The organism is Dactylosporangium sp. NPDC051485 (assembly GCF_040682015.1).
GTDB lineage: Bacteria > Actinomycetota > Actinomycetes > Mycobacteriales > Micromonosporaceae > Dactylosporangium.
In genome coordinates this window covers 70,759-90,560 of sequence record NZ_JBFAZW010000007.1, presented here as the reverse complement: position 1 = coordinate 90,560, position 19,802 = coordinate 70,759, and the positions used below count along the sequence as shown (strand labels likewise).

Genomic DNA, 19,802 nt, shown 5'->3' with positions numbered 1-19,802 from the left:
GTCGAACCATTGACCATCTGTGCGTGATCGTATCCATATTCATCGGCGGAAAGCGACCCCCAAATCGATGGCCCGCTCGCACGAGCCGGTTGCGTCTGCATGTCAATTTCAAACGGCGACAGGTCCGCCTGGTGCTCACAGCTCAACGTTGGCGATATCCGCGTCGACGTCGCCAATGGCTTCGTCGGTGCGTTCACGCCCCGCGTCGGCGTACAGCGGAAGCCGTGTGTCGACGGGTTCGGTGTGCGGTTTGGGTCGGGTGTCGTCAACGGCGTGGACCTTGGCGGTGACCGCTTTCACCGCTGCCCGGAGCTCATCAGATCTGCGGTCTGCTGCGTGGGCGCGGCGTGCTTGTTCGGCTGTGGCGGCGAGGCCGAGGTACCGCATGGGCAGGGTGTGCTCGTAGTTGGTCGTCCACGTGGTGTGTCGGTCCTCGAGGCGGTCGACAGCGGTCTGCCGGTCGGCGACGACGCGGTCGGCGTCGTCGAGGCGGGCGGTGAGCCGGTCGACGCGGTCGTCGGCGCGTTGCTGGTTGGCCGTTCGGGTGGCGGTCTGCGCGTCGATCGTGCTGGCGCGCCGCCACCGCGGGGCGCGGGCCGGTGCGGTGGTGCGGAGCCGCTCGGCGACGGACTCGGCTGCGGCCAACCGCTGGCGGAGGTCGTCGACGCGGTGTTCGGCGGCGGCCAACTGGAGGTGTGCGGCGCGCAGTTCGTCGCCGACGTACGCCGGGGCGGTTCGGTCGGCGGCGCGCTGGAGAGCGACCCATTCGCGGAGTTCGTGGTCGGGTGCGGCGGCGACTTGGCCGGCGACGGTGGCGACGCCGAGGGCGATACGTGCCCGGTGCCAGGCGGCCCAGCGGGCGGCGTCACGGTGGCTGGGTTCGGGTCCGATGGCCTCGTCGCGGGGAACGGTATGCCGGTCGCGGTAAGCGACGACGACGGCGGCGCGGCCGATCCATTGGGCGCGGCCGTGCTCGTCGTCGGGGACCGGTCCAAGCGCTGCGGTCCAGGTCGGCTGGAGGGCGGCGGCGAGTTCGGCGAGGCCGGCGATGCGCCGGTCGGCGACGCCGGCGACCTGTTCGAGGGCGTCGCGGAGACCGCCGGTGGCGGTGGCTGGGACGCGGTCGGTGTAGGTGAGGGTTTGGTCGGGCCGGGTGGCGGCGCGCGGGTCGGCGAGTGCGGTTGCGTACATCATTTCCACGCGCCAGGTCAGCACGGCGGCGATGTCCTGGGCGGTGTCGAGTTCCCTCCAGGCGACTGCGGCGTCGAGGACTTGGCCTGGGTCGTAACCGGCGGCGGTGAGCTGGCTGAGCCGGTAGGTGAGGGCGGGCAGGGCGGGGTCGTTGACGAGGCGGGCGGCGATTCGGCTGGCGGTGGTCGCGGTCCGGGCCGCGGCGGCGCTGCTGGGGTCGGGGTGGTGGCGTCCGGCGACCTTGGCGATGGTGGCGGCGTGTTCGGCGACGTCGGTGCGGCCGATGAGGTCGTCGAAGATCGGCCCCCAGGCCTTAAGCGAGTCGTGGTCGGCGGCGAGACGTTGTTCGGTTTCGGTGGCGGAGCGGTCGGTGGTGTCGGTGGTGTCGGTGGTGAGGATTTCGGCGAGGGTGGCCACGCCAGCGCCGGGGGTCTGCCGGTGGTGGGCTTCTTCGGGGCGGTGGTGGGTGATGACGTAGAGGAGGTTGGTGAGGGCGCCGCGGGTGGCCATGACGTAGAGCCGGCCGCGGGTGGTGGCTTCGTCGATGAGGCTGCGGGCGGTGTCGACGGTGCGGCCTTGGGCGGCGTCGACGGTGGAGGCGTAGGCCAACTGAACGTGGACGGCGACGTACTCGGCGGGCAGCACGACCGCGTCGTCGGTGCGGGTGTTGACGGCCTCGACCTCGCCGCGCGGGCTGATGGCGGTGATGCGCCAGGTGTCGCGGTTGGCGACGAACCCGGTCTCGGTTTCGAGGCGGCGGTCGTTGCGGCGGGTGACGATCCGGTCTCCGACGCTGGCCCGGTTGTCGTCGGCGAGCGCGACAGTCCGGCCGCGCTCGACGATTCCCGCTTGGATGAGCAGGGTTCGGGCCTGGGCGGCGAGGTCGGCGGCTTCGGCCTGGGTTTCGACGAGCAGGAGGCTGTCCAGGCCGTTGAGCGTGTCGCCGGCCCACCCGGGAAGCATCTGCGGGATGAGGTCGTCGTGGGCGCCGGCGATGATGCGGCCGCGGCGTTCGTACTCGACCAAAATCGTGATGTCGCCTTCGCGGAGCCGCAGCGATGCGGGGCCTTCCCACGGGTTGGTGAAGCGGCGCAGGTCGGCGAGTTCGGCGGTGAGGCCGAGCCCGGCGAGGTAACGCAGCAGCCCGCCCGGACCGACCGCGGAGACCTGCTCTGGGTCGCCGACGAGGATCAACTTTCCGCCGACCTTGTCGAGGAGACGAACGAGTTCGGCGAGTTGCAGCGACGAGGCTTGGGACGCCTCGTCGAGGATGAGCCACTGCCCCGGTTTGAAGCTCCAGTGCTCCTCGGTGCTCGTCCCGGCGGGTGGGGTGTGCTGGGAGTGGAGCCACATGGCGACGTTTTCGGTGCGCATCACGGTACCGTCGGGGGTGCGTGTGGCGTCGGCGAGGACGTCGGCGGCGTGCTGGCCGACAGCGAGACCGAGGACCGGGATGCCGGCGCGTGCTGCGGCGACGGCGACGGCCTTCTGCATGAACGTTTTGCCGGATCCGGCGGGGCCGATGACGCCGGTGACGCGCCGGTCGTCGCCGATGACATGGTGCAGGGCGGCGACCTTGTCCGGGCTGAGGTCGAGCTCGGCGGCGACATCGTCGAGCAGCTCTGCAGAGGCGGGGGCAGCGCCGGTGCGGGCGGCGTAGGCGATGACTTCGTTTTCTGCGCCCAGGACCGTGCGGGTGGACAGGTGCAAGTCGCGGTGGCGGGTGTAGACGCCCTGGCCGTCGCTGGGGCGGATGAGGGTCGGATCCCAATCCACGAGTTCGGGCGGGGTGAGCACCCGCAGTCCGCCGGCGTGGGTGCGGACCGCTTCCGCGGCGAGCCGCTGTACCCGCCGCCAATCGACGCGTCGATCGCAGTCCGGGGCGAGGCCGAGTACGCGGCCGACGTGCAGTTCGACGTGGTCGAGGCGAAACACCGCCCGCTCCTCAGCGAGGTTGGCGACCGCCCGTTCGACGGCTAGGTGCTCGTCGAGGCGCACCGCGGCGTTGATGACCGCTGGGCGCCGGTCGTCGTGGACGCCGAGGCGCTGCAACGCCGCGTCGACGTCGGTCTCGGTGAGCCGGACGGGATCGGTGGCCACGCGGCGGGCGACGCTCAGGGCTCGGACGGCGAGGTCATGGACGTCGTCGGACACGCGGCCGGCCACGACCCGGCGGACATCAGCGGCCGTGGACAGGCCGGCGGCGGCGTCCTCGCGGCGCAGCCGCTGCTCCATCTCCCGGGTCGACTCGGGCAGGTCTCTAGGGGCGCGGGTGCGTAGGGTGGCGATCTGCGCGACCCGCCGCCACCGCGAGTCGGGCACCCGCATCCCGGCTGGTTTGGCGCCGGCCACGTTGGCTTCGATAGCGGTGCGGCGCTTGGAGTAGTGCCGGATCGAGGCCATGGTGATGCCGACGATCTCCCGGATCGGGGAGCCTTCGCGGGCCGCGAACCGGGCCCCGAGCCGCTGGTGCAGCTCGTGTTCGACGGCGCGGTCGTAGGCGATCCGCGCGCCGATGGTGGCCTGGTAGAAGGCTTTGCTGTCCAGGGCGAGCCACTTGCCGTCAGTGGTGCGGACCTTCGAGGAGATGACGATGTGGGAGTGGATCTGCGGATCACCGGCGCGGGACATGCGGTGGTCGAAGACCGCGACCGCGAGCCCGTCGGTGTCGATCTGGACGACGCCGTTGACCCCGGTTCGGGTGAACGCGCCGTGGGCGCGCAGGTGCTCGATGACGGCGCGGACGCCCGCGTGCTGTGCGGCCATCACCGCGGACTTGACCCGGTCGTCACCGAACGCGAACAGCAGGGATCCGCTTTTCACCATGGAAACGGTGACGTCGAACCCTGCGACTGCCTTGCGTTCCGGCATCAGGTGGATGTCGTTCCACAGCTTCGCCTTCTGTTCCACGGTCGCATCGGCGGGCAGTTTGGCGAGGGCCTTTTCGTATGCGGCGGCGCGGTATTCGTCGGTCATCGGCTGGTAGATGCGCCACATCCGGCCGAGCTGTTCTTCGGTGACCGGATGCTGGCCTTTGCCGATGAGTCGGTGCAGGTGTTCGGGGTCGACAATGCCGCTGATGCCGAACAGTTCGCGGGTCTGCCCGGCCCACCAGCCGGGTGCTTCGCCGTGCGCGGTGGCGTCGGCCATGTACGCCACGGCGGCGTTTTCAGGGGTTTTGCGGAAGTCGTGCCGGCCGGTGGCGACCTGGTCGATGAGGTAGCGGATGCCGTCGCCGGGTGCGATTCTGACGACGGAAAGCATGCGGCAAACGTACAAGATCAACTGACCTGATGACATTTTAATGCCATGTGGTGTGCCCCAAAAAAGCCTTACAACGGACCCCGGCCACTACCCACCAACAAACGGTGCGCTGCTCGCACCCGTTGTAGCGAGATGGCGCTAATAGACACCACTGGATAGCGTGAGTTTGCGCGTTCTCAACATGTGGCAGCAATGACGGCGGCCTGTTTACGGTGTGCCTATGGCGAGTCGTGGCGTGAATGCGGCGGTGGCGCGGCTGCGGGAGGTGCAGTCCGCGCAGCGGCGGGCGGCGGGCGTGGTCGGCCGGGCGCAGGCTGACGTGTCGGCGGTGGTGGCGCGGCGTGTGGCGGTGCTGGCGAAGCTGGGCGCCGATGAGGCGGACGCACGCGCCGCGCTGGACGTTGCGCTCGTGGTGCTGGCCGACTTGGTCGGCGACGGTACGGCGGCGGCTACGGCTGATGTGCCGGTGGTGGAGGTGCGGGCGGCGCGGCGGCGGGCGGACCGTGCGGCGGTGCGGGCTGCGGCGGCTGTGGTGCGGGATGTTCGGCCGCGTGGTGGTTCAGGGGCGGCCGATGATGAGAGCGGCGGCGAGTAGCCCGAGGGCGGCCACGGCGGCGAGGATCCCGGCGCCGATGAGTACCCAGTTGCCGCGCACGATGGTGTGGCCGATCCTGTCGCGGGTGGGGTCTGGTGGCTGGACCATGGGGCGTCTCCTGGTTGTGGTGGGCGGTCGGCGGTGGCGCCGCCGTGCGGGTCGATTGTCTCGCACGGCGGCCGTGTGAACGATCAGCGGCCGTTCATGGCGTCGAGGATGCCGAGGATGAGGCCGAGGGCGTATGCGGCGAGGAAGATCCAGGGGGCCCAGTTGGTGGGGTTGCGGTCGGTGTTGGTCGGCTCGGGGTTGGTTGGCTGCGTCATGGCGTGCGCGTCCTTTCGCGGTGGCTGGCCGTTCGGGGTCCGGGCGGCGCCGGGCGTGGTTCGCCCGGCGCCGTTGGGGCGGCTAGAACGGCGGCTCGCCGTGGAAGGTCTGCAGGTCGTCGGCGGTGACGGTGACCGGTCCGGCGTAGTACTCGGGGAAGTCCTCGGGGTTGGGCGGGGTGTCGCCGGTGAGGATGGCGGCGATGACGTCGACGTAGTGGCCCCAGCCGTGGTCGTGCATCTGGTTGAGGGCGGCTTGGTAGGCGTCGGTGTCGCCGAGGTGGTAGGCGATGATCGCTTGGTCGCCGAGGGTGATGAGGTTTGTGGTGGTGAGTGCGAGGGTCACGCGGTGGCTCCTTCGGTGCGGGGTTGCCGGTTTGGGTTTGGCCGGTGCTAACGACCTGGTTTAATAGTACATGATAATGCGGGTGTTGACCAGTGTTGATGCGATGTTTCCGCAGGTGGGGCGGGGTTTGTTGTGCCGCGTAGCGGCAGGTTCTACGGAGTTTGTGTCTCGTGTGGAGGGCTATCTCGTCGTCTGATCTTTGATGTGTCGCGCCGGGTGGGCGGGTGCAAGCGAGCAAAAAGCCGCCCGCTTGCACCCGCCCGCGCGGTGTGGCATACCCCTTGGGGTCAGGCGGCGGGATGGCCCGGAGCGCGAGGCACCCACCCTCGGGCGGTGCAGGGCCGGTCGTGGTTGGGCCATCTCGGAGGCTGCCTCGCCGGCGAGGCGCTGGGTTCGGGACGGAGTCCCGAGAACTTCGGCGCGTGTGACCGGGGACTGGGTCCGCCGGCGGCCGGGTGCACGACGGATTTGGTGCGGGCGGAACTATCCGCGGAGTCGCAGGGCCAGGGCCAGCGGATGCTGGGCCCCGGCCCGAGTCCCGCGGGAGCTGCGGACGATGAGCCGGGCGGACCGTGGCCAGATGCGGCCAGGCCGGTCACGTTGCGGAAGTCGCCGGCGGTGTGTCAGGGCGACGGCTCGTGGCGCCGATCTTCGGAGCCCGGCGCGTTGCCGAGGTGATGCGTAGCTCGGCCTGATGGACTCGCGCTCATGGCGCTTGTGGTGTGCGCCGGCGCCGGCGCCGCGGCCATGCTGCGGAGCCGTCACGTTTGTCGGCGAAGGTTTGCGCGGTGTCGCCGCGCCACCGCCGGTGGATGCCGCCTCTGCCGTGCTGCCGCTCGTCCGGCGGCGGGAGGTAGAAGTCGTCGCCGGCGAGCAGGATGGTCAGTGCTTCGCGGGCATCGCCGGGGAACGTGTAGCCGGGCAGGGTGGGTTGCCATACACCGCCGTGGCGGGCGAAGGCATCGTGGACATCGGTGTCGAGCTCGAAAGTCTCGCCATCGTCGGTGACCAGGAACCGTCCGCTGTCGGCGGTGGCGTGCACGACGAGCTGGTTGCCGTCGAGCGTGGCGTGACGGGCGGCGGTCCAGTAGGCGTGCCAGGTGGCTTTGCTGTCGTTGACGTAGCGGCTGAACGTGCCGCCGCCGATGCGCAGGAAGGCCGCAAACGCTGCCGGGTCGAGCAGCTCGGCTGGGTCACCTTCGAGCTTGGCGCCGTGGCTTCGCGGCTGGCCGGCTTCGGCGACTCTGGTGAGGTATTCGGTCTTGAATTCGAGGATCTGGTCGACGCGGTACCACTCGCGTCCGGTCTTGGTGCCGTCGGCGTTGGTGCGTACGCCGCGGCCGGTGAGTTCGACGTCGAATGGTTGGGGGAACCCGGTGGTGGCGCGGTCGGCGGCGAGGTACTTGACGGTCTGGATGCCGCGGCCGAGGAGTTCGGCGACGCCGGCACGGTCGGTGCACTCGTGGCCGCGGATGGGCTTGGTCAGCACGGCGTGGCGGTCCTATCAACGTCGGTGTTCCGCCGCGGGAGATGGGTGGCGGTGGACGGGGATCACTCGTGGAGTGTTAGCACACCCCGCCCACCATTACCCAAACCAGCCTGCCCGAAGGCGAGGGCCGATACCGATCTACTGTACCGGGCTGTCGGCGGCTCGGTCGACCGTGCCGCGGCGCCGCGGCGGTGGGCATGACGCCGTGCGTGGGCCGGGTGTGGTGGGCTGGCTCGGCCGGTCGGCAGGTCTTCGTGTCGGGAGCGCTGCATCGCGGCCGGCCCCGCGCGGGGCCGGCCCGTGCGCGGGTGGCTCAGCGCTTGCTGTAGCCGAGGACGATGCGGTACTCGGCGGCGTCGCGGGCGGAGCGCAGGTCGTAGTGCTCCTTCTTGCCGACGGTGACGATGTGCGCGTCGGTGCGGCGCGACTTGTGCTGCTCGTCGGGGTGCGGTTCGGCGATCTCGAAGTAGCTGCCCACGGCGGTGACCTCCTGGTCGGTGTGGAAGGTGCGGCAGGCCCGGTGGTGCGGGGCGGTGCCGCGCTGGCGGTCCTGGGTGGGACCGGTCGGCCGGTGTCTGGCAGGCAGGCCGTAGGCCAGTCCTACTACGGGTCGGCAGCGCAGCGGCCGGCGCGGCGAAGCAAGCCGGGCCGGGCCGTTGGGGGCGGTGCTTGGCAGGTGCCGGTCTGTCCGGTCATCGCTTGGGGCTGCCGGGCGTGGCCCCGGTCCGCGCTCGGCCTGCCCGCGCTCCACGCCGGCTTGGCGGCGCCGTGCGGTGTGCGTCGGCAGCGCCTCCTGCACCTCAGCTCGTCAGCTACGGCGGATGGCGGTCGCTGATGTGTCCATGCTGCAGCTCGGGCGGCTGCGGCGGGTCAGGCGTGCTTACTCGGGCGCCGCCGTCCCGGTGGGGCGTGGCCCGGGCAGCAGACGCTGGCCGCGTCCGGTACCCAGTCCGACGCCGTGGTCGACGAAGCAGTGCACGCACATGTAGGCCCAGGGGCCGTACTTGGTCTTGCCGTCGTAGGCGGCTTCGACTGTCACGTGCCGTAGCTCCCAGTGCAGCGAGCACCGCGGCAGCGGGCCGCTGACGTAGGTGACCTGAAGGTCTGGCTCTGCCAGGCCCTCGGGCAGATCCTTCGGTGCCATGGATGGTGCCTCCCTTGCGCAGACTGAAGCCCCGGCGGTGGCCGGGGCTGATGAGGGTTGAGGATGGTCAGGTGGTGCAGCGCACCTGCGGTCCTGCGGCGCCGGGCACGGCGTCATCACTCGCGCGGCTGAGCTGCACGACGAGCGGGTAGGGCCTCACGGCGCCGCTCGGCGGCGGTGAGCCTGCGGGGCATCGCGGTCCGGTGCTCGCGGGAGCTCGCTCCCGGCAAGCCGTCGCGGATCCATTGGAGCGGGCTCCGCCCGAATGCGCTGCCGGCGAGCAGCGCCCTGGCGTTCGATCGATCTGAGGTCCGCAGCGCCGGTCGACGCCGTGCGACCGGCGGGTGCTCCGGCGGGCGTGGCAGCTTCCGGAGCGGCCTGACGCGGTGGGCGCCGGTGTGGTGATCGCTCAGTGGCAGCACGGGTGAGACAGTCCCGATGCAGACCTGCCACCGGCTGGTGCCGCATCAGCGTCGGGCAGCCGTTCGGAGGACCACTGCAGGGTTCGTTCGAACGGATCTGGCTCTGGCCCCGCGTACGACGCGGCCGATAGCGTCAGCTCCATGTCACTGCCGCCGATCTTCACCCATATCGCGTACGGCGTCGTGCTCGGTGGGCCGGGCTCCTGGAACCTGGTCGGCTACAGCGGTGCAGAGCAGGTGCGCCTGCCCTGGTTCGATGAGACGGTCCCTGGCCATGATTTCGCGGCTGGCGCCGAACTGCAGCTCGACGCCGAGTTCGGTGCGGAACACGGGTTCACCGTGAGCACGGTTGTCGACCTGTCCCCGGCCGGCTGGGCGCCGCAGACGGCAGCACCGCCAGTGCCGGCCGGGCGGCTGGCCGTCGACGAGGTGGAGCGGGTCCGGGCTGGCGCACTCGCGCCGCGGTATGCACTGGTGCTTCTTGAAACGGTGGTGGACTGCGACGACGATCCGCCACCCAGCATGTGGATCACCAACGGCTCGCAGTGGGATGCGGACCTTGACCAGGCGCTGAACACGCTCGGCCTGAAGGTGCCGGGGATGGGCGACTGGCTCTGGTTCCGCACCATGTAGCGGGACGGGGTGCCCGCCGAATGGCTGGCCAACGGCGATGACAACGGGTCGTGGCCGTACGCGACGTTCCAGTGCCTGCGGGCCCGACGCCCGTCGTGGGCGGTGTGCTGTGCTGCGGCGCCGGGGACGGTGTCAGTCGGCGCTACCGGCGACAGTTCCCCGGGGCGCCACTGCGCTGGTAGCCGTCCGGCCGGACACGACGAATGTGAACCGGCCAGCGGCTGCACGGTCGGCCGGGCGTCGTGGCCGCTGGCCGCGGCCTCAGCGGCCATCTGCTCCGTCGAGGTGGCCTTGTGCGTCCTGAGCAGCGCCAGGATGCGGGCCTGCAACGGGTCGGGCACGCCCTTGGACCGCGTCACGCCCTGGTAGCGGCGCCGGTTCGCCGGTGCCGCCGACCTCGTCGATGATCTCCTGGACCTGGGTCACCGGCACGGTGCCCGGCCGCCGGAGCTCGAGGTGGCAGCCGACCGACATTGCGGAGGTGATCGGTCCGGGTACGACCATCGCGGAGCGTTGGAGCAGCCGGGCGTACCCGAGGGTGCTGCGGGCCCCGCTGCGTGATGCGGCCTCGACCAGGACGGTGCCCTGCGATGCCGCGATCAGGCGATTGCGGGACAGGAAGCGTGCGCGGTGCGGTCGGGTGCCGGGCGGCCACTCGGTCAGCAGGAGCCCTTCCTCGGGGATCCGCTCGAACAGGGCCGAGTTGGATACCGGATACACCTCGTCGATGCCGCACGGGAGCACCGCCACCGTCCGGCCGCCTGCAGCGAGCGCCCCGCGGTGGGCTGTGGCGTCAATGCCGAGCGCCCCACCGGACACGATCGTCCATCCCCGCTCCGCGAGCCCGTGCGCGAACTCCGACGCGACGAACTGGCCGTAGCCGGTCATGGCCCGCGCACCGACGATCGACACCGATCGCGTCAGGGTCTCGGCGACGCCTCGCGGTCCGCGCGCCCACAGGCACAGCGGTGGTCCGTCGTTGCGGTGGTGCGGGTCGGTGTCGTCGGTGATCGTGCTCAGGTGGTCGAGCGTGGCCGGCCATTCCTCGTCGGCCGGGGTGACGATGCGCGCGTCGAGCTGGTCGGCGCGGTGCTGCATGGTGGCGGCGATACGGTGCGCGGTGGTGGGGCTGAGGCCGCTGGCGGCGAGTCGGGTTGTGACGGCGTCGGTGAGTGCGGGGCTGAGGTCGTGGCCGTGCAGCACGCGGTCGAGCGCCGCTGCGGGTCCGGTGCTGCGGATGAGGGCGCCGAGCTCGTGGTTGCCTGGTTCGGTGAGGTGGGCGAGGACGAGGTAGGCGATGCGGTCGGTGGTCATCGGCTTCTCCTTGGCTGGCTGTCAATGGGCGTGCAGGGGCGGCCGGATCGGACGGTTCGGACGGTTCGGACGGTTCGGTGGGCAGTGCCGCCGGCCGTCGCTGCCGGGTCAGGGTGTTGCCGGGGTGTCCGCCGGGTGGTCCGGGGCGACGCGCAGTGCGGCGGCGCGGTGGAAGACGTCCCGGTCGGGCACGGCCCAGGCGTCGCTGCTGCTGACCTTGCGGTGGCCGTGCTGGTCGATGACGAAGTACCAGTTGCGATCGCCGGGGGCTTGGCGCGCGGGGTCGACCGGCCCGAACTCCTCGACGTAGGCGGGGACCCGAGCGGCGGCCTGGTCGCGCAGGTGGGTGGTCCAGCTGCAGGCGGCGCTGGCCGGCCAGCCGGGGTGTTCGCAGGACTGGTAGATGAGCGACCTGGCTGCGGTCGCGACGACCTCGGGGTCGATGCGTCCGGGGTAGCGGTGGAAGCGGTAGCGGTCGACGTCGTGGTCGCTGAAGTCGTCCGGGGCGGGGCGGTCGCCGTCGCTGTCGTGCGGGTACAGATAGGCGACGCTGGCGAGATTTTCCGCCCACAGCATCCGGCCGGTCTCATCGGCGAGTTCGGGGCTGATGATCTGCCATTCGGTTGCGGCGGTGAGCAGGAGGTCGAGGTGGTCGGTGCCGACGATCCAGGCGCTCATGTTGGTTTCCTTTCGTGTCGCCGGTCGGCGACAGGGCATGGCAGCGGCCCGGTCGGCCAGGTGACCGGCGGGCTGCTGGTTCGGAGGCGAGGTGGCCGCCAGCCGTGCGGCCGGCGCGGATGGGCGCGACGGCGGGCACGGTGGTGGGGCGCCGCGGTGCGGCGCCCCACCGGGCGGTGTCAGTGCAGCGAGAGCAGTGCGAGCAGCGGCGTCTTGTCGATGACGCCGAGCGCGGCGACGTGCAGGCCGACGAGCGCGGCGACGTGCTTGCCCATGTGCAGCGCGTGTTCGGCGGCGGCGCGGGTGTGACGGTGCTGGCCCTGGGGGGCCGCGTGCCGGGCGACGTGCCGGTTGGTGTTCGCGGCGGGCGTGGTGGTGTCGGTGTGCTCGGGGCCTGCGGTGGAGGTCATGTGTTGGGCTCCCATCGGGCGTTGCGGTTGCGGCTCACCTGCTTGGGCGCCGGTTCGGGTAATCCCGGGGCGTCGGTGTGCCGCGCTGACGGGGCCGGTCAGAGCCCGCCCTGGGCCGGGGCTGCAAGCCCAACGGGCAGAAGATCTTGGCGTCGAGCGGAGCGAGACATGGGTGCCAAGATGTTCTGCACGGGGCTTAGCTGTCCCCGGTCTGGGTGGGCTGACCTTTGTGTCCCTCCGCAGCGGTCGTCTCCGACTGCCGCTGCGATCCCAGGCCCCGGCAGCGCGGCAGTGCCGTGCTGCGCATGCACGCCGGGCGCGGCGCAATGTCCGGCCGCGAGGTCCAGGCCCACCCGATCTTGCGGCCGTTACGCGCTGCGGTTCGTCGCCGCAGCATCGGGGCCGCGCTCGGGCGGAGCGATGGCGGTGGCACGGCGGCGCAGCTCGCGCAGCGGCAAGGGCCGGCTGACGCCCTTGCGTCGTTCCCGCAGGATCGCCACATCGCCGAGCTCGTCGCGCAGGCGCTCCTCTTCGGCCTCGGCGGCGGCGAACCGCTCGGGGGCGACGGCGAGCAGGTGCCGCCACTGCCCTTGCCCGGCTCGCACACACGCCCCGAAACAGTTGTTGTGGCTGAAGCCTTCCGCGTAGGCCCGGGGTGGCTCGATGCCCTCGGCGCGGGCCCACTCCAGCATCTGCGCCTTCGTTAGGTACGGCGGTTCACACATCGGGAACCGCACCGTCCACGGCTGCCAGCCACGCTCGATCGCCGGCGTGCGGCGCTGTTCGCTCCAGTCGATCCCCACGTACAGGACCGTGGTGGCCGGGTCGGCGTTCGCGGTGAGCCAGTCCCGGCACGGCTTCTGCTTCAAGACGCGGGAGCAGGGAGCAATTCTGCTGTTGCCGATGAACCGCTGGTCGGCGAAGACCTGCCAGGGGTTGCGGCCGTCAGCGACGACGACCGGCGTGACGCCGAGGTGCGCAGCGGCTTCACGGACGAAGCGCCACAGGTCCGGATCCTCGACCTTCGTATCGGCCGCGAGCAGGACGAGGCGGTCGGTGCCGTGTTCGGCGGCGACGCGCATCGCGGTCGCCCACGAGCCGATCCCGCCGGAGAACTGCACCACGTGCAGCATCTCATTTGCATCGGTGTTGGGGCTGGCCGGCACAGTCTGGGCCGGGTTCGGGCTGACCGTGGTCATGGCCATGGCGTCGGCTCCGGGCGCTCGTGGTGGTGGACCCAGTCACGCATGCCGTCGGTGTCGAGCCAGATCCAGTGGGTGCCGTCCGGGCGTAGCTTCGGGCTGTAGACGGCGTAGCGGCTGATGCCGAGTGCGGTGGCGAAGCGGGCCACGTAGTCGGCGAAGCTGGTGGGCTGGCCGAGCTGCGTATCGAGGGCTTCGAGCTGCCGACCGAGGTGGCGCAGGAACGCGGTCATGCTCTGTGCCCGGGGCAGCTCGACGGTGCGGGGCCGGTATCCGTGCCGCCAGCCCCAGCAGCGCCCGTCGCCGGTGATGCCGCCGGTGTCGATGCTGGCGCGTACGTCCAGATCGGCGTAGCGGTCGTAGACGCCGTCGGGTCGCTCGAACATCGGGCTGAGCACGTCGCCGGGGCTCGCGTGACCGGTCCCACTGGCGATCTTGGGGTCGTAGCGGTAGCAGACCTGACCGGCGAGTTCGGCGATGCCGTGCGCTTCGGCGCGGGCGAGGAGCAGATCGGGTCGTGGGCGTGATGGCTTCATGAGCGGATACCTCCGTGTGCTGGGCCGAGCTCGGGCGGGGCGGGTACGCGTCGGGGGCCGCGACTGTGTGGGTCACGGCCCCCGACGGTGTGGCTCACGCCGGTCAGGTGCCGTCGAGGCCGCAGGAGACGCAGACGACGACCTGCTCGTCCTGGCGGTCGGGCGGCCCGATCCACACGCCGGTGCGGCGGTCGTCGGCGCAGACCTCGGGCGAGGCGTAGCGCCAGGTGCCGGCCACGACCCGCCGGCCCGGTGCGACGTACTGGCCGCCGTGGTGGGCGACCGTCCCTTCGCGGTACTCGATCCCGGCCCGCCGGGCCGCGGCGGCAACAGCGGTAGCTGGTCGCTGGCGCGTTCCGCGGGCGTGCGCAGCAGGTCGAACGGGACGGCCGGTACCGGGTGCTGGGCGGCGAGTGCTGTCGACGGCCGCGGGTCGCGTGCCGGGGACGCCTTGACACCGTCGCGGTCGCGGCGGCCGTGTTCCGCTGTGAGTTCGGCCAGTTCGGCGTGGTCGCCGGCGAGCAGGGCCAGGCCGGCAATGACCCGGGCGATGTCGGAGGCGAGGACCTCCTCGTCCACGATGATGCCGATGGTGACCGGTCCGTCGTCGGTGATGCAGCCGAAGACGATGGTGCGGCAGTGGATGTGCATGGACCCGGCGGCGTATTCGACGTCACGGGTCGGTTGGTTGGGCATCCAATGTTCCCTTCACTGATGTGCCGGGCGGCGCCGCCATGGCGGCGCCGTGGGCCGGCCGCTGATGCGGCCGGGCGGATGTGGCGGCGATGGACGGGATCGGCGGTGCGAGGCTCCATGCCGGCGTCGGCTGCCGGGGCCGGCCGCGGTCGATCGCGGCCGGCCTGTATCCGGTTCGGCTAGTGGTGCTGCAGTTCCCGGTCGGTGACGACCTCGGGGTAGGTGTCGGCGGTGACCTTCTCGCCGTCGGCGGTGGTGACGAGGTCGCCGCGCCGGGATCGGGGTCCCTTGACCGGCTGCGCGTCGGTGAACCGCATGCTGATGGAGATGTTGCGCGCCTGGACCTTCAGGGCGGGCAGGTCGTCGTCGTTGATGTAGGGCAGGAGCTGTCCGCATTCGACGGTGACGACGTCGCCGCGGGTGAGGTGGCGGGCGCGGCCGGCGAGTTCTCCCCAGCACATGACGTCGAACTCCATGGCCTTGCCGTCGACCCACTTGCCGTTGTTGTCGCGGTATCGGCTGCGGTGGATCATGGTGAAGGTGACGTATTCGTGGCCGTTGCGGGTGGCGCCGCTCATGGCGGACGTCGTGAGCCGGCCTTCGATGGTGACGTGGAACTGCACAGTGGACTCCAAGCTCGGCGAGTGCGTTCGGGGCGTGCGGGACCGATCCGGGGGCCGGCGGTGACCGGCCCCCCGGGTGGGCGGGCTACACGTGCTCGGGCTCGCGGAGGTTCTCGGTGCTCCAGCGGTCCTCGTCGTCGGCCGTGGTCTTGGCGCCGCGGGTGGACGTGGCGCCCGCGTACCGCATCGAGAGGGCGACGGTGTTGGCGGTGGCCTCCAGCTGCGCCTCGGCCTTGCCCTCGTTGAGGTACGCGCGGGCGGTCACGTCGCGGGCGTCGATGATGACGGTGTCGCCCTTGCGCAGCTCGGAGGTGTTCTCGGCGAGCTTCTCCCAGGCGGTGACGCGGACCCACATGGTCGGCCCGTCGGACCACTCGCCCTTGGCGTTGCGGCGGCGGGTGTTGTGCGCGACCCGGAGGGTGGTGACGGCCTTGCCGGTGGGGGTGAAGTGGAACTCGGCGTCGGCGGCGAGGTTGCCCTCGAACTTGAAGTCGAACATGGTGACGGTGCTCCGATCCGGTGCTCGGCTGCGCGGTCCCGGTTGACCGGATCGAAGAGGTGATCCGGGTGCTGGGGTGCCGCTCTGACGGGTCCGGTCAGAGCCCGCCCACGCCGGGGGTGCAAGCCACCGGTCAAAAGATCTTGGCGTCGAGCGGAGCGAGACGTGTCCGCCAAGATGTTTTGGCAAGGGGGCTCAGCGCCCCTGGCACGGGTGGGCTGACCTGGGTCCCTTCAGAAGTGGCGCCTCCGGCGATCCACGGGTCGCCTGTATCCGGCCTGCCACTGGAGACTGTCGGCCGGGCGGCTGGCGGATAACCGGCGTCCGCTCGACCTGACGACGAGGCCCGCGTTGCGGGCTGCCGCGTTCGTTGCGCCGGCCGGACGGTCTGCGACGACCGGGACGGCGGCCGGTACTGCCGTTGTCCGAGCGGTGCGGCGGGCGGGCTCGGCTGCGGTGTGGTGTGCTGTTCGCCGCGGGTGCTGCCGCGCACCGGATGCGTGGCGGGCTTCGCTGCGGCGGTGTCTGCGCGCCCGGGTGCGGGCGTCGCGGCGGGCCGCACCGGCTCGGTGCGGCCCGCGGAGGTCCGGCGAACGACCCGGCCAGGGTTGCGGATCAGCCGGGTCTGGTCCGGGGCCGGCCGAGGCCGGCCTGCCATCCGGACGCGATGGTGCGGCGTACCTCTGCCTGGCCCAGACCGACGGCGAGGGCCGCGTCGGTCAGTTCGGCCCAGACGGTGTTCCGGTCGAGGGCGCCGTCGGCGGCGAGTTGCCCGAGCCGGAACGCGGCCAGGTGCAGGGCGCAGTTGCGGCCGCCGCCGGTGATGCGTTCGCCGCTGCGGTAGACCGGGCGTGGCGCTGCCCGGATCCGGGCGACCTCGCCGGTGAGTGCGGCTTGGGTGTAACGGTCCAGGTCGGCGATGTCGGACCGTGCCGCAGGTGCCGGGGGTGGAGGTGGCAGGACGATCCGGCGCAGGACGGGCGGGCAAGCGGGCAGGTCCGCGGTTGCGGTCCAGGGCTGCTGGAACGTGTAGCGGCGCCCGGCCGGGTGCCGTGACGGCGGTGCGACGGCGGACCCGCCACGGCCACGCCAGTCGACGCCGGGCAGCATCCCGACCCGGTTGGGCAGGTCGGAGGCCGCGAACCACAGGTGCCAGCCGTTGCCGGTGCGCACGAGTGGCCCGGCGGGCCGGACCACGTCCAGGACGTCCAGGACGGCGCGGAGGCCGTCGTTGGTGTCCACGTCGCAGACGTCCAGGATGGTGCCGGTGGCCACGCCGACGTTGGCGTCCGGCCACCGCCGCCACCAGGCTCGCAGGCGGGTCAGGTCGGTGGAGGCGTCCAGGACGCCGTGCTTGAGCCGCGGGTGCTTGCCCGGGGAGCCGCAGTCAGCGCCGTCGCGGCAGCTGCAGCCATGGACGGGGTCGGGGGTGTGCAGCGGCATGACCGCGATGCCGGCGGCGGCGTAGGCCAGCGCCGCGTCGAGCAGACCGCCCGGCGCGGGCGCTGTCGTCGTTGTGGTGGTCATCGGGTTCTCCTTGCACAGTCGGGTGCCTGCGCCCGGTGCGGCAGCGCAGGCTGTGACGGGTCACCGGGCTGTGCCGGTGCGCGGGGCGACGGCGGCGCTGAGCGCGTCGGCTGCCACGGGCGTGAGCCAGGCGCGGGGCACCTTCGGCCAGTACCGGCCGCCGTTGCCGCCGAGCCGGACGAGCTTGACGGTGTCGCCGTGGTCGGCGAGGACCACGTGCAGGTCGGTGCCGCCGGTCCAGCGCGGTGATGCGACGGTGACGACCGAGCCGAGATCCAGCGGCGGCGGCGGCAACGGCACGTTGGTCACCACCGCGGTGCCGGCGGCGGGTGCCGGCAGGAGCGCCGACGGGTGGATCCGCAGGCCCTGACCGCCGTCGGGCCGGGACAGGATCGCGTTGACGGGACCGAACCGGTCGATCACATAGACCACACCGTGCAGGCGTGGCGGGGTCTGGGCGGGGTCGCAGATGACGCGGTCACCGATCACGAACTCGTGCTCTGACATCAGGGTTCCTTCCAGGTTGGCGATGCGCGCCCCGGCTGGGGCAGGCGCAGGACGCGGTGGACGGCGAACGTCCGGCCCACGCGAGCGCGGACCGGGCGTTCCGGGAGGGACGAGCCGGGAAGTGGACGGGCCGGCGGCGGGAGGTCAGGTGCGGCACGGTGCGCAGTTCGAGCGCGGTGACGGTCCAGGCGGGACGGCGACGCTCACCGCGCGGCGATGGGCTCGCCGTCTGCCGTATCCGCGATGCCGCTGCCCGGGTCGGCGTGTATCGGAGGCAGGTATGTGATCGCGTCGACGCCGGTGTGGGCGGCGCATGCTGCGTGCCGATCGTCGGGGTTGGTCGGGTCGTGGATGGCTACCAGCCACCACATGTGGTCGCGTGGCAGGTCTTCGCCGCCGACGTCGCAGGTCCGTACGGTCGGTGCGGGCGGCAGCGGCCCGCGGATGATCCGCACAGCAGTAGCCGGTGCGGTCCCGTCGCCCGGCCGGTAGGTGACCGGCCCGTCCGGGGTCGTCACGGTGACCGGCGGATGCGGGTACGGGCCCGCACCCAACCGCTCGACCGGTTGCAGCGGCACCGTGGCCTGGCAGTCCGCGCAGAACGCGCAGGCCAGGACACCGGCCACGGCGGCGACAGCGCCGCACGCAGGGCACCGGCCGGTGCTGGTGACGACCAGCCCCGGCGGCGCCGCCTCACCGTTGACGGCCACTGCACAGGCGCGGTCGGTGTGACCGTCAGCATGGTCGGCGGCGTGATCGACGGCGGCGGGGTGCTCCCAGGTGCCGGCCGGGTGGACGGCGAGCCACCGCGTCACGTCGAGGGTTTCGCAGGCGCCTCCGGCGAGCGTGATCGTGACGAACTCGCCGCGTTCGCGCCGGTCGTTGACGGGCGACACTGCGCTGACCGGGCCGCAGAAGTGGGTGTGCAGGTGCCGTCCGTCCGTGCCGCCCCGGTCGTAGATCCCGGCGACCAGGTCCCCGACCTGGACCAGCGGCCGGTTGGTGTGCGGCCAGCCGGGCCCGGCGCGGCGGGTCTCGGGTTCCACGCCGACCGGCAGCGACCAGGCCGGCGCACCGGTGATCGGGGTGAGGGTGGCAGCGATGTCCGGGACCAGTTCGCCGGCGGTGAGCCGTTCCCACACGGCCAGGTACGCGGAGGCGAGGGCCCGGGTCGCGTCGGTGCCGGTGATGCTGGCGCGGATCGCGTCGACCTGCGCGGCCGGGGCGTCGTTGAGGAGGCCGTGCACCAGGCGGACCGCGGTGGCGACATGGGATGCCTCCCACCACTGCGGTGACCCGACCGGATAGTCGCGTTGCCGGGACGCGGACCGGGTCAGGCGGGCCCAGCGGGCGACGCGCTGCGCCAGTTCGACCGGCCATGGCTCGCCGTGCGGGGTGTCCCACTGCAGGCCGTCGCGGCGGCGTCCGGCGACCTTGTCCCACGTGATCGTGCGCGGCCACGCGCCGTCGGTGTCCAGGCTCGCGGACTTCTTGTTGACCCGGGTCACGACGTACCAGCCGTGCCCGGACACCTTCAGCGCGTCACCTTTGACGAAGTGCTCGGGTGTCCACGCGACGAACGTGCCCGCGCCGGCCAGCGCGGCGAGCTGCTCCCGCAGGTAGGTGACCTCTTCGGCGTCGCGGGCGTCCCACCGGCGCAGATCCTCGGCACGCCCGCCGGTCGCGGGCGGGAACTCGTCCCGGTAGATGATCTCCCCGGCGCCGTTGCGGTGCTCGCGGGTGTAGCCCTCCAGCTCGCGGGCGTAGCCGCGGCGCTGCGTCTGCAGGGTCTCGATGCGGCGCATCATCGCGGGCGGGTCGTTGCGGTGCGCGGCGTGCGCGACGGCACCGGCGGCCCGCGACGTCAGGTGTTCGGCCTTCTCGGCGGCCTCGACGCCCTTCTGCCGGTGGGTGTCGGCACGGTCCAGGGCGCGCAGGTGCCTGTTGCGGGAGTGGTGCCCGGGCGGCTGCACGGGCTGACCGAACGGGATGCCGTCGGTGATCGCGTGCCGTGCCGCGGTGCGCCGGTCGGACTCCGCGGTGGCCTTCCCGGCCCGCTCGGTCAGCCGCTCGACGCGGTCGTCGGCGCGCTCGTCGAGGGCGGTCCGGCGTTCGGCGGCTGTGCGGGGCGTGTTATTGATGTCGATGTCGACGGTGTGGCCGGCCGTGCGCAGGTCCGCGGCGCACGCCTCGATGTTGCGGCGGCGGGCGTCGCGGTCCCGCGACCCGCGGATGTGGATCCCCGGCTCGGGGCGGTAGGTGAACCCGTGGCGGCGGGCGATGTCGTACACGCCGTCCCCGCGGCTGGAACCGGAGAGGATCGTGCCGTCGGCGTGGGTGTGGGTGATGACGAGTGTCGCCATGCTGCGTCCCTTCGCTGCGGTGGCCGGAAATGGAAAACGC

20 protein-coding genes are annotated in these 19,802 nt (G+C 72.0%); 2 read left to right on the top strand and 18 right to left on the bottom strand.

Translation table 11 applies throughout. The annotated features are described in order from the left end of the window. Positions 1-135 precede the first annotated feature (135 nt). Positions 136-4,455 (bottom strand): MobF family relaxase, encoded by a 4,320-nt coding sequence (gene mobF / locus AB0M46_RS05705; protein WP_363333145.1) that lies wholly within the window; start codon positions 4,453-4,455, stop codon positions 136-138. A 220-nt stretch (positions 4,456-4,675) separates the two neighbouring features. On the opposite strand from mobF, the gene AB0M46_RS05700 reads away from it, so the two are divergent. Then, positions 4,676-5,050 carry a hypothetical protein gene (locus tag AB0M46_RS05700; RefSeq protein ID WP_363333144.1) on the top strand — a complete coding sequence of 125 codons (375 nt, stop codon included), beginning with the start codon at positions 4,676-4,678 and terminating at the stop codon, positions 5,048-5,050. Here AB0M46_RS05700 and AB0M46_RS05695 read toward each other — a convergent pair. From AB0M46_RS05695 to AB0M46_RS05670, 6 genes are all read right to left on the bottom strand, one after another. Then, positions 5,015-5,158: a hypothetical protein gene (locus AB0M46_RS05695; protein WP_363333143.1), complete on the bottom strand. Its 144-nt coding sequence runs from the start codon at positions 5,156-5,158 to the stop codon at positions 5,015-5,017. The genes AB0M46_RS05700 and AB0M46_RS05695 overlap by 36 nt on opposite strands. A gap of 83 nt (positions 5,159-5,241) precedes the next feature. Next, positions 5,242-5,373 (bottom strand): hypothetical protein, encoded by a 132-nt coding sequence (locus AB0M46_RS05690; RefSeq protein WP_363333142.1) that lies wholly within the window; start codon positions 5,371-5,373, stop codon positions 5,242-5,244. Positions 5,374-5,455: 82 nt separating this feature from the next. After that, on the bottom strand, positions 5,456-5,719 hold the full coding sequence (locus tag AB0M46_RS05685) for a hypothetical protein (RefSeq protein WP_363333141.1): 264 nt from the start codon (positions 5,717-5,719) through the stop codon (positions 5,456-5,458). A 706-nt stretch (positions 5,720-6,425) separates the two neighbouring features. Next, the gene (locus tag AB0M46_RS05680) at positions 6,426-7,208 is read right to left on the bottom strand and encodes a hypothetical protein (RefSeq protein ID WP_363333140.1); all 783 of its coding nucleotides are present in this window, start codon (positions 7,206-7,208) and stop codon (positions 6,426-6,428) included. Between the two features lie 313 nt (positions 7,209-7,521). Further along, positions 7,522-7,686: a hypothetical protein gene (locus AB0M46_RS05675; RefSeq protein ID WP_363333139.1), complete on the bottom strand. Its 165-nt coding sequence runs from the start codon at positions 7,684-7,686 to the stop codon at positions 7,522-7,524. Positions 7,687-8,088: 402 nt separating this feature from the next. Next, positions 8,089-8,352, bottom strand: a complete 264-nt coding sequence (locus tag AB0M46_RS05670) for a hypothetical protein (RefSeq protein ID WP_363333138.1) — start codon at positions 8,350-8,352, stop codon at positions 8,089-8,091. A gap of 563 nt (positions 8,353-8,915) precedes the next feature. On the opposite strand from AB0M46_RS05670, the gene AB0M46_RS05665 reads away from it, so the two are divergent. Continuing rightward, positions 8,916-9,407 carry a hypothetical protein gene (locus AB0M46_RS05665; RefSeq protein ID WP_363333137.1) on the top strand — a complete coding sequence of 164 codons (492 nt, stop codon included), beginning with the start codon at positions 8,916-8,918 and terminating at the stop codon, positions 9,405-9,407. A 261-nt stretch (positions 9,408-9,668) separates the two neighbouring features. On the opposite strand, the gene dprA is transcribed toward AB0M46_RS05665, so the two are convergent. From dprA to AB0M46_RS05610, 11 genes are all read right to left on the bottom strand, one after another. Further along, entirely contained in the window at positions 9,669-10,721 is a 1,053-nt protein-coding gene (dprA, locus tag AB0M46_RS05660; RefSeq protein WP_363333136.1) for a DNA-processing protein DprA, read from the bottom strand. Positions 10,722-10,829: 108 nt separating this feature from the next. Beyond that, positions 10,830-11,399, bottom strand: a complete 570-nt coding sequence (locus tag AB0M46_RS05655; RefSeq protein WP_363333135.1) for a hypothetical protein — start codon at positions 11,397-11,399, stop codon at positions 10,830-10,832. A gap of 179 nt (positions 11,400-11,578) precedes the next feature. Then, on the bottom strand, positions 11,579-11,809 hold the full coding sequence (locus AB0M46_RS05650; protein WP_363333134.1) for a hypothetical protein: 231 nt from the start codon (positions 11,807-11,809) through the stop codon (positions 11,579-11,581). A 368-nt stretch (positions 11,810-12,177) separates the two neighbouring features. Next, positions 12,178-13,014, bottom strand: a complete 837-nt coding sequence (locus AB0M46_RS05645) for a hypothetical protein (protein WP_363333133.1) — start codon at positions 13,012-13,014, stop codon at positions 12,178-12,180. Further along, positions 13,005-13,547, bottom strand: a complete 543-nt coding sequence (locus tag AB0M46_RS05640) for a hypothetical protein (protein ID WP_363333132.1) — start codon at positions 13,545-13,547, stop codon at positions 13,005-13,007. The genes AB0M46_RS05645 and AB0M46_RS05640 overlap by 10 nt, the downstream gene beginning before the upstream one ends. 103 nt (positions 13,548-13,650) lie before the next feature. Continuing rightward, complete coding sequence (locus tag AB0M46_RS05635; protein WP_363333131.1) at positions 13,651-13,785, bottom strand: hypothetical protein; 135 nt, start codon at positions 13,783-13,785, stop codon at positions 13,651-13,653. Positions 13,786-14,422: 637 nt separating this feature from the next. Further along, positions 14,423-14,866 carry a single-stranded DNA-binding protein gene (locus tag AB0M46_RS05630; RefSeq protein ID WP_363333130.1) on the bottom strand — a complete coding sequence of 148 codons (444 nt, stop codon included), beginning with the start codon at positions 14,864-14,866 and terminating at the stop codon, positions 14,423-14,425. Between the two features lie 85 nt (positions 14,867-14,951). Next, the gene (ssb, locus tag AB0M46_RS05625) at positions 14,952-15,365 is read right to left on the bottom strand and encodes a single-stranded DNA-binding protein (protein ID WP_363333128.1); all 414 of its coding nucleotides are present in this window, start codon (positions 15,363-15,365) and stop codon (positions 14,952-14,954) included. Positions 15,366-15,980: 615 nt separating this feature from the next. After that, the gene (locus AB0M46_RS05620; protein ID WP_363333127.1) at positions 15,981-16,892 is read right to left on the bottom strand and encodes a bifunctional DNA primase/polymerase; all 912 of its coding nucleotides are present in this window, start codon (positions 16,890-16,892) and stop codon (positions 15,981-15,983) included. 60 nt (positions 16,893-16,952) lie between these two features. Then, the gene (locus AB0M46_RS05615; RefSeq protein WP_363333126.1) at positions 16,953-17,399 is read right to left on the bottom strand and encodes a hypothetical protein; all 447 of its coding nucleotides are present in this window, start codon (positions 17,397-17,399) and stop codon (positions 16,953-16,955) included. A gap of 203 nt (positions 17,400-17,602) precedes the next feature. After that, entirely contained in the window at positions 17,603-19,762 is a 2,160-nt protein-coding gene (locus tag AB0M46_RS05610) for a DUF3560 domain-containing protein (protein ID WP_363333125.1), read from the bottom strand. Positions 19,763-19,802: the final 40 nt, after the last annotated feature.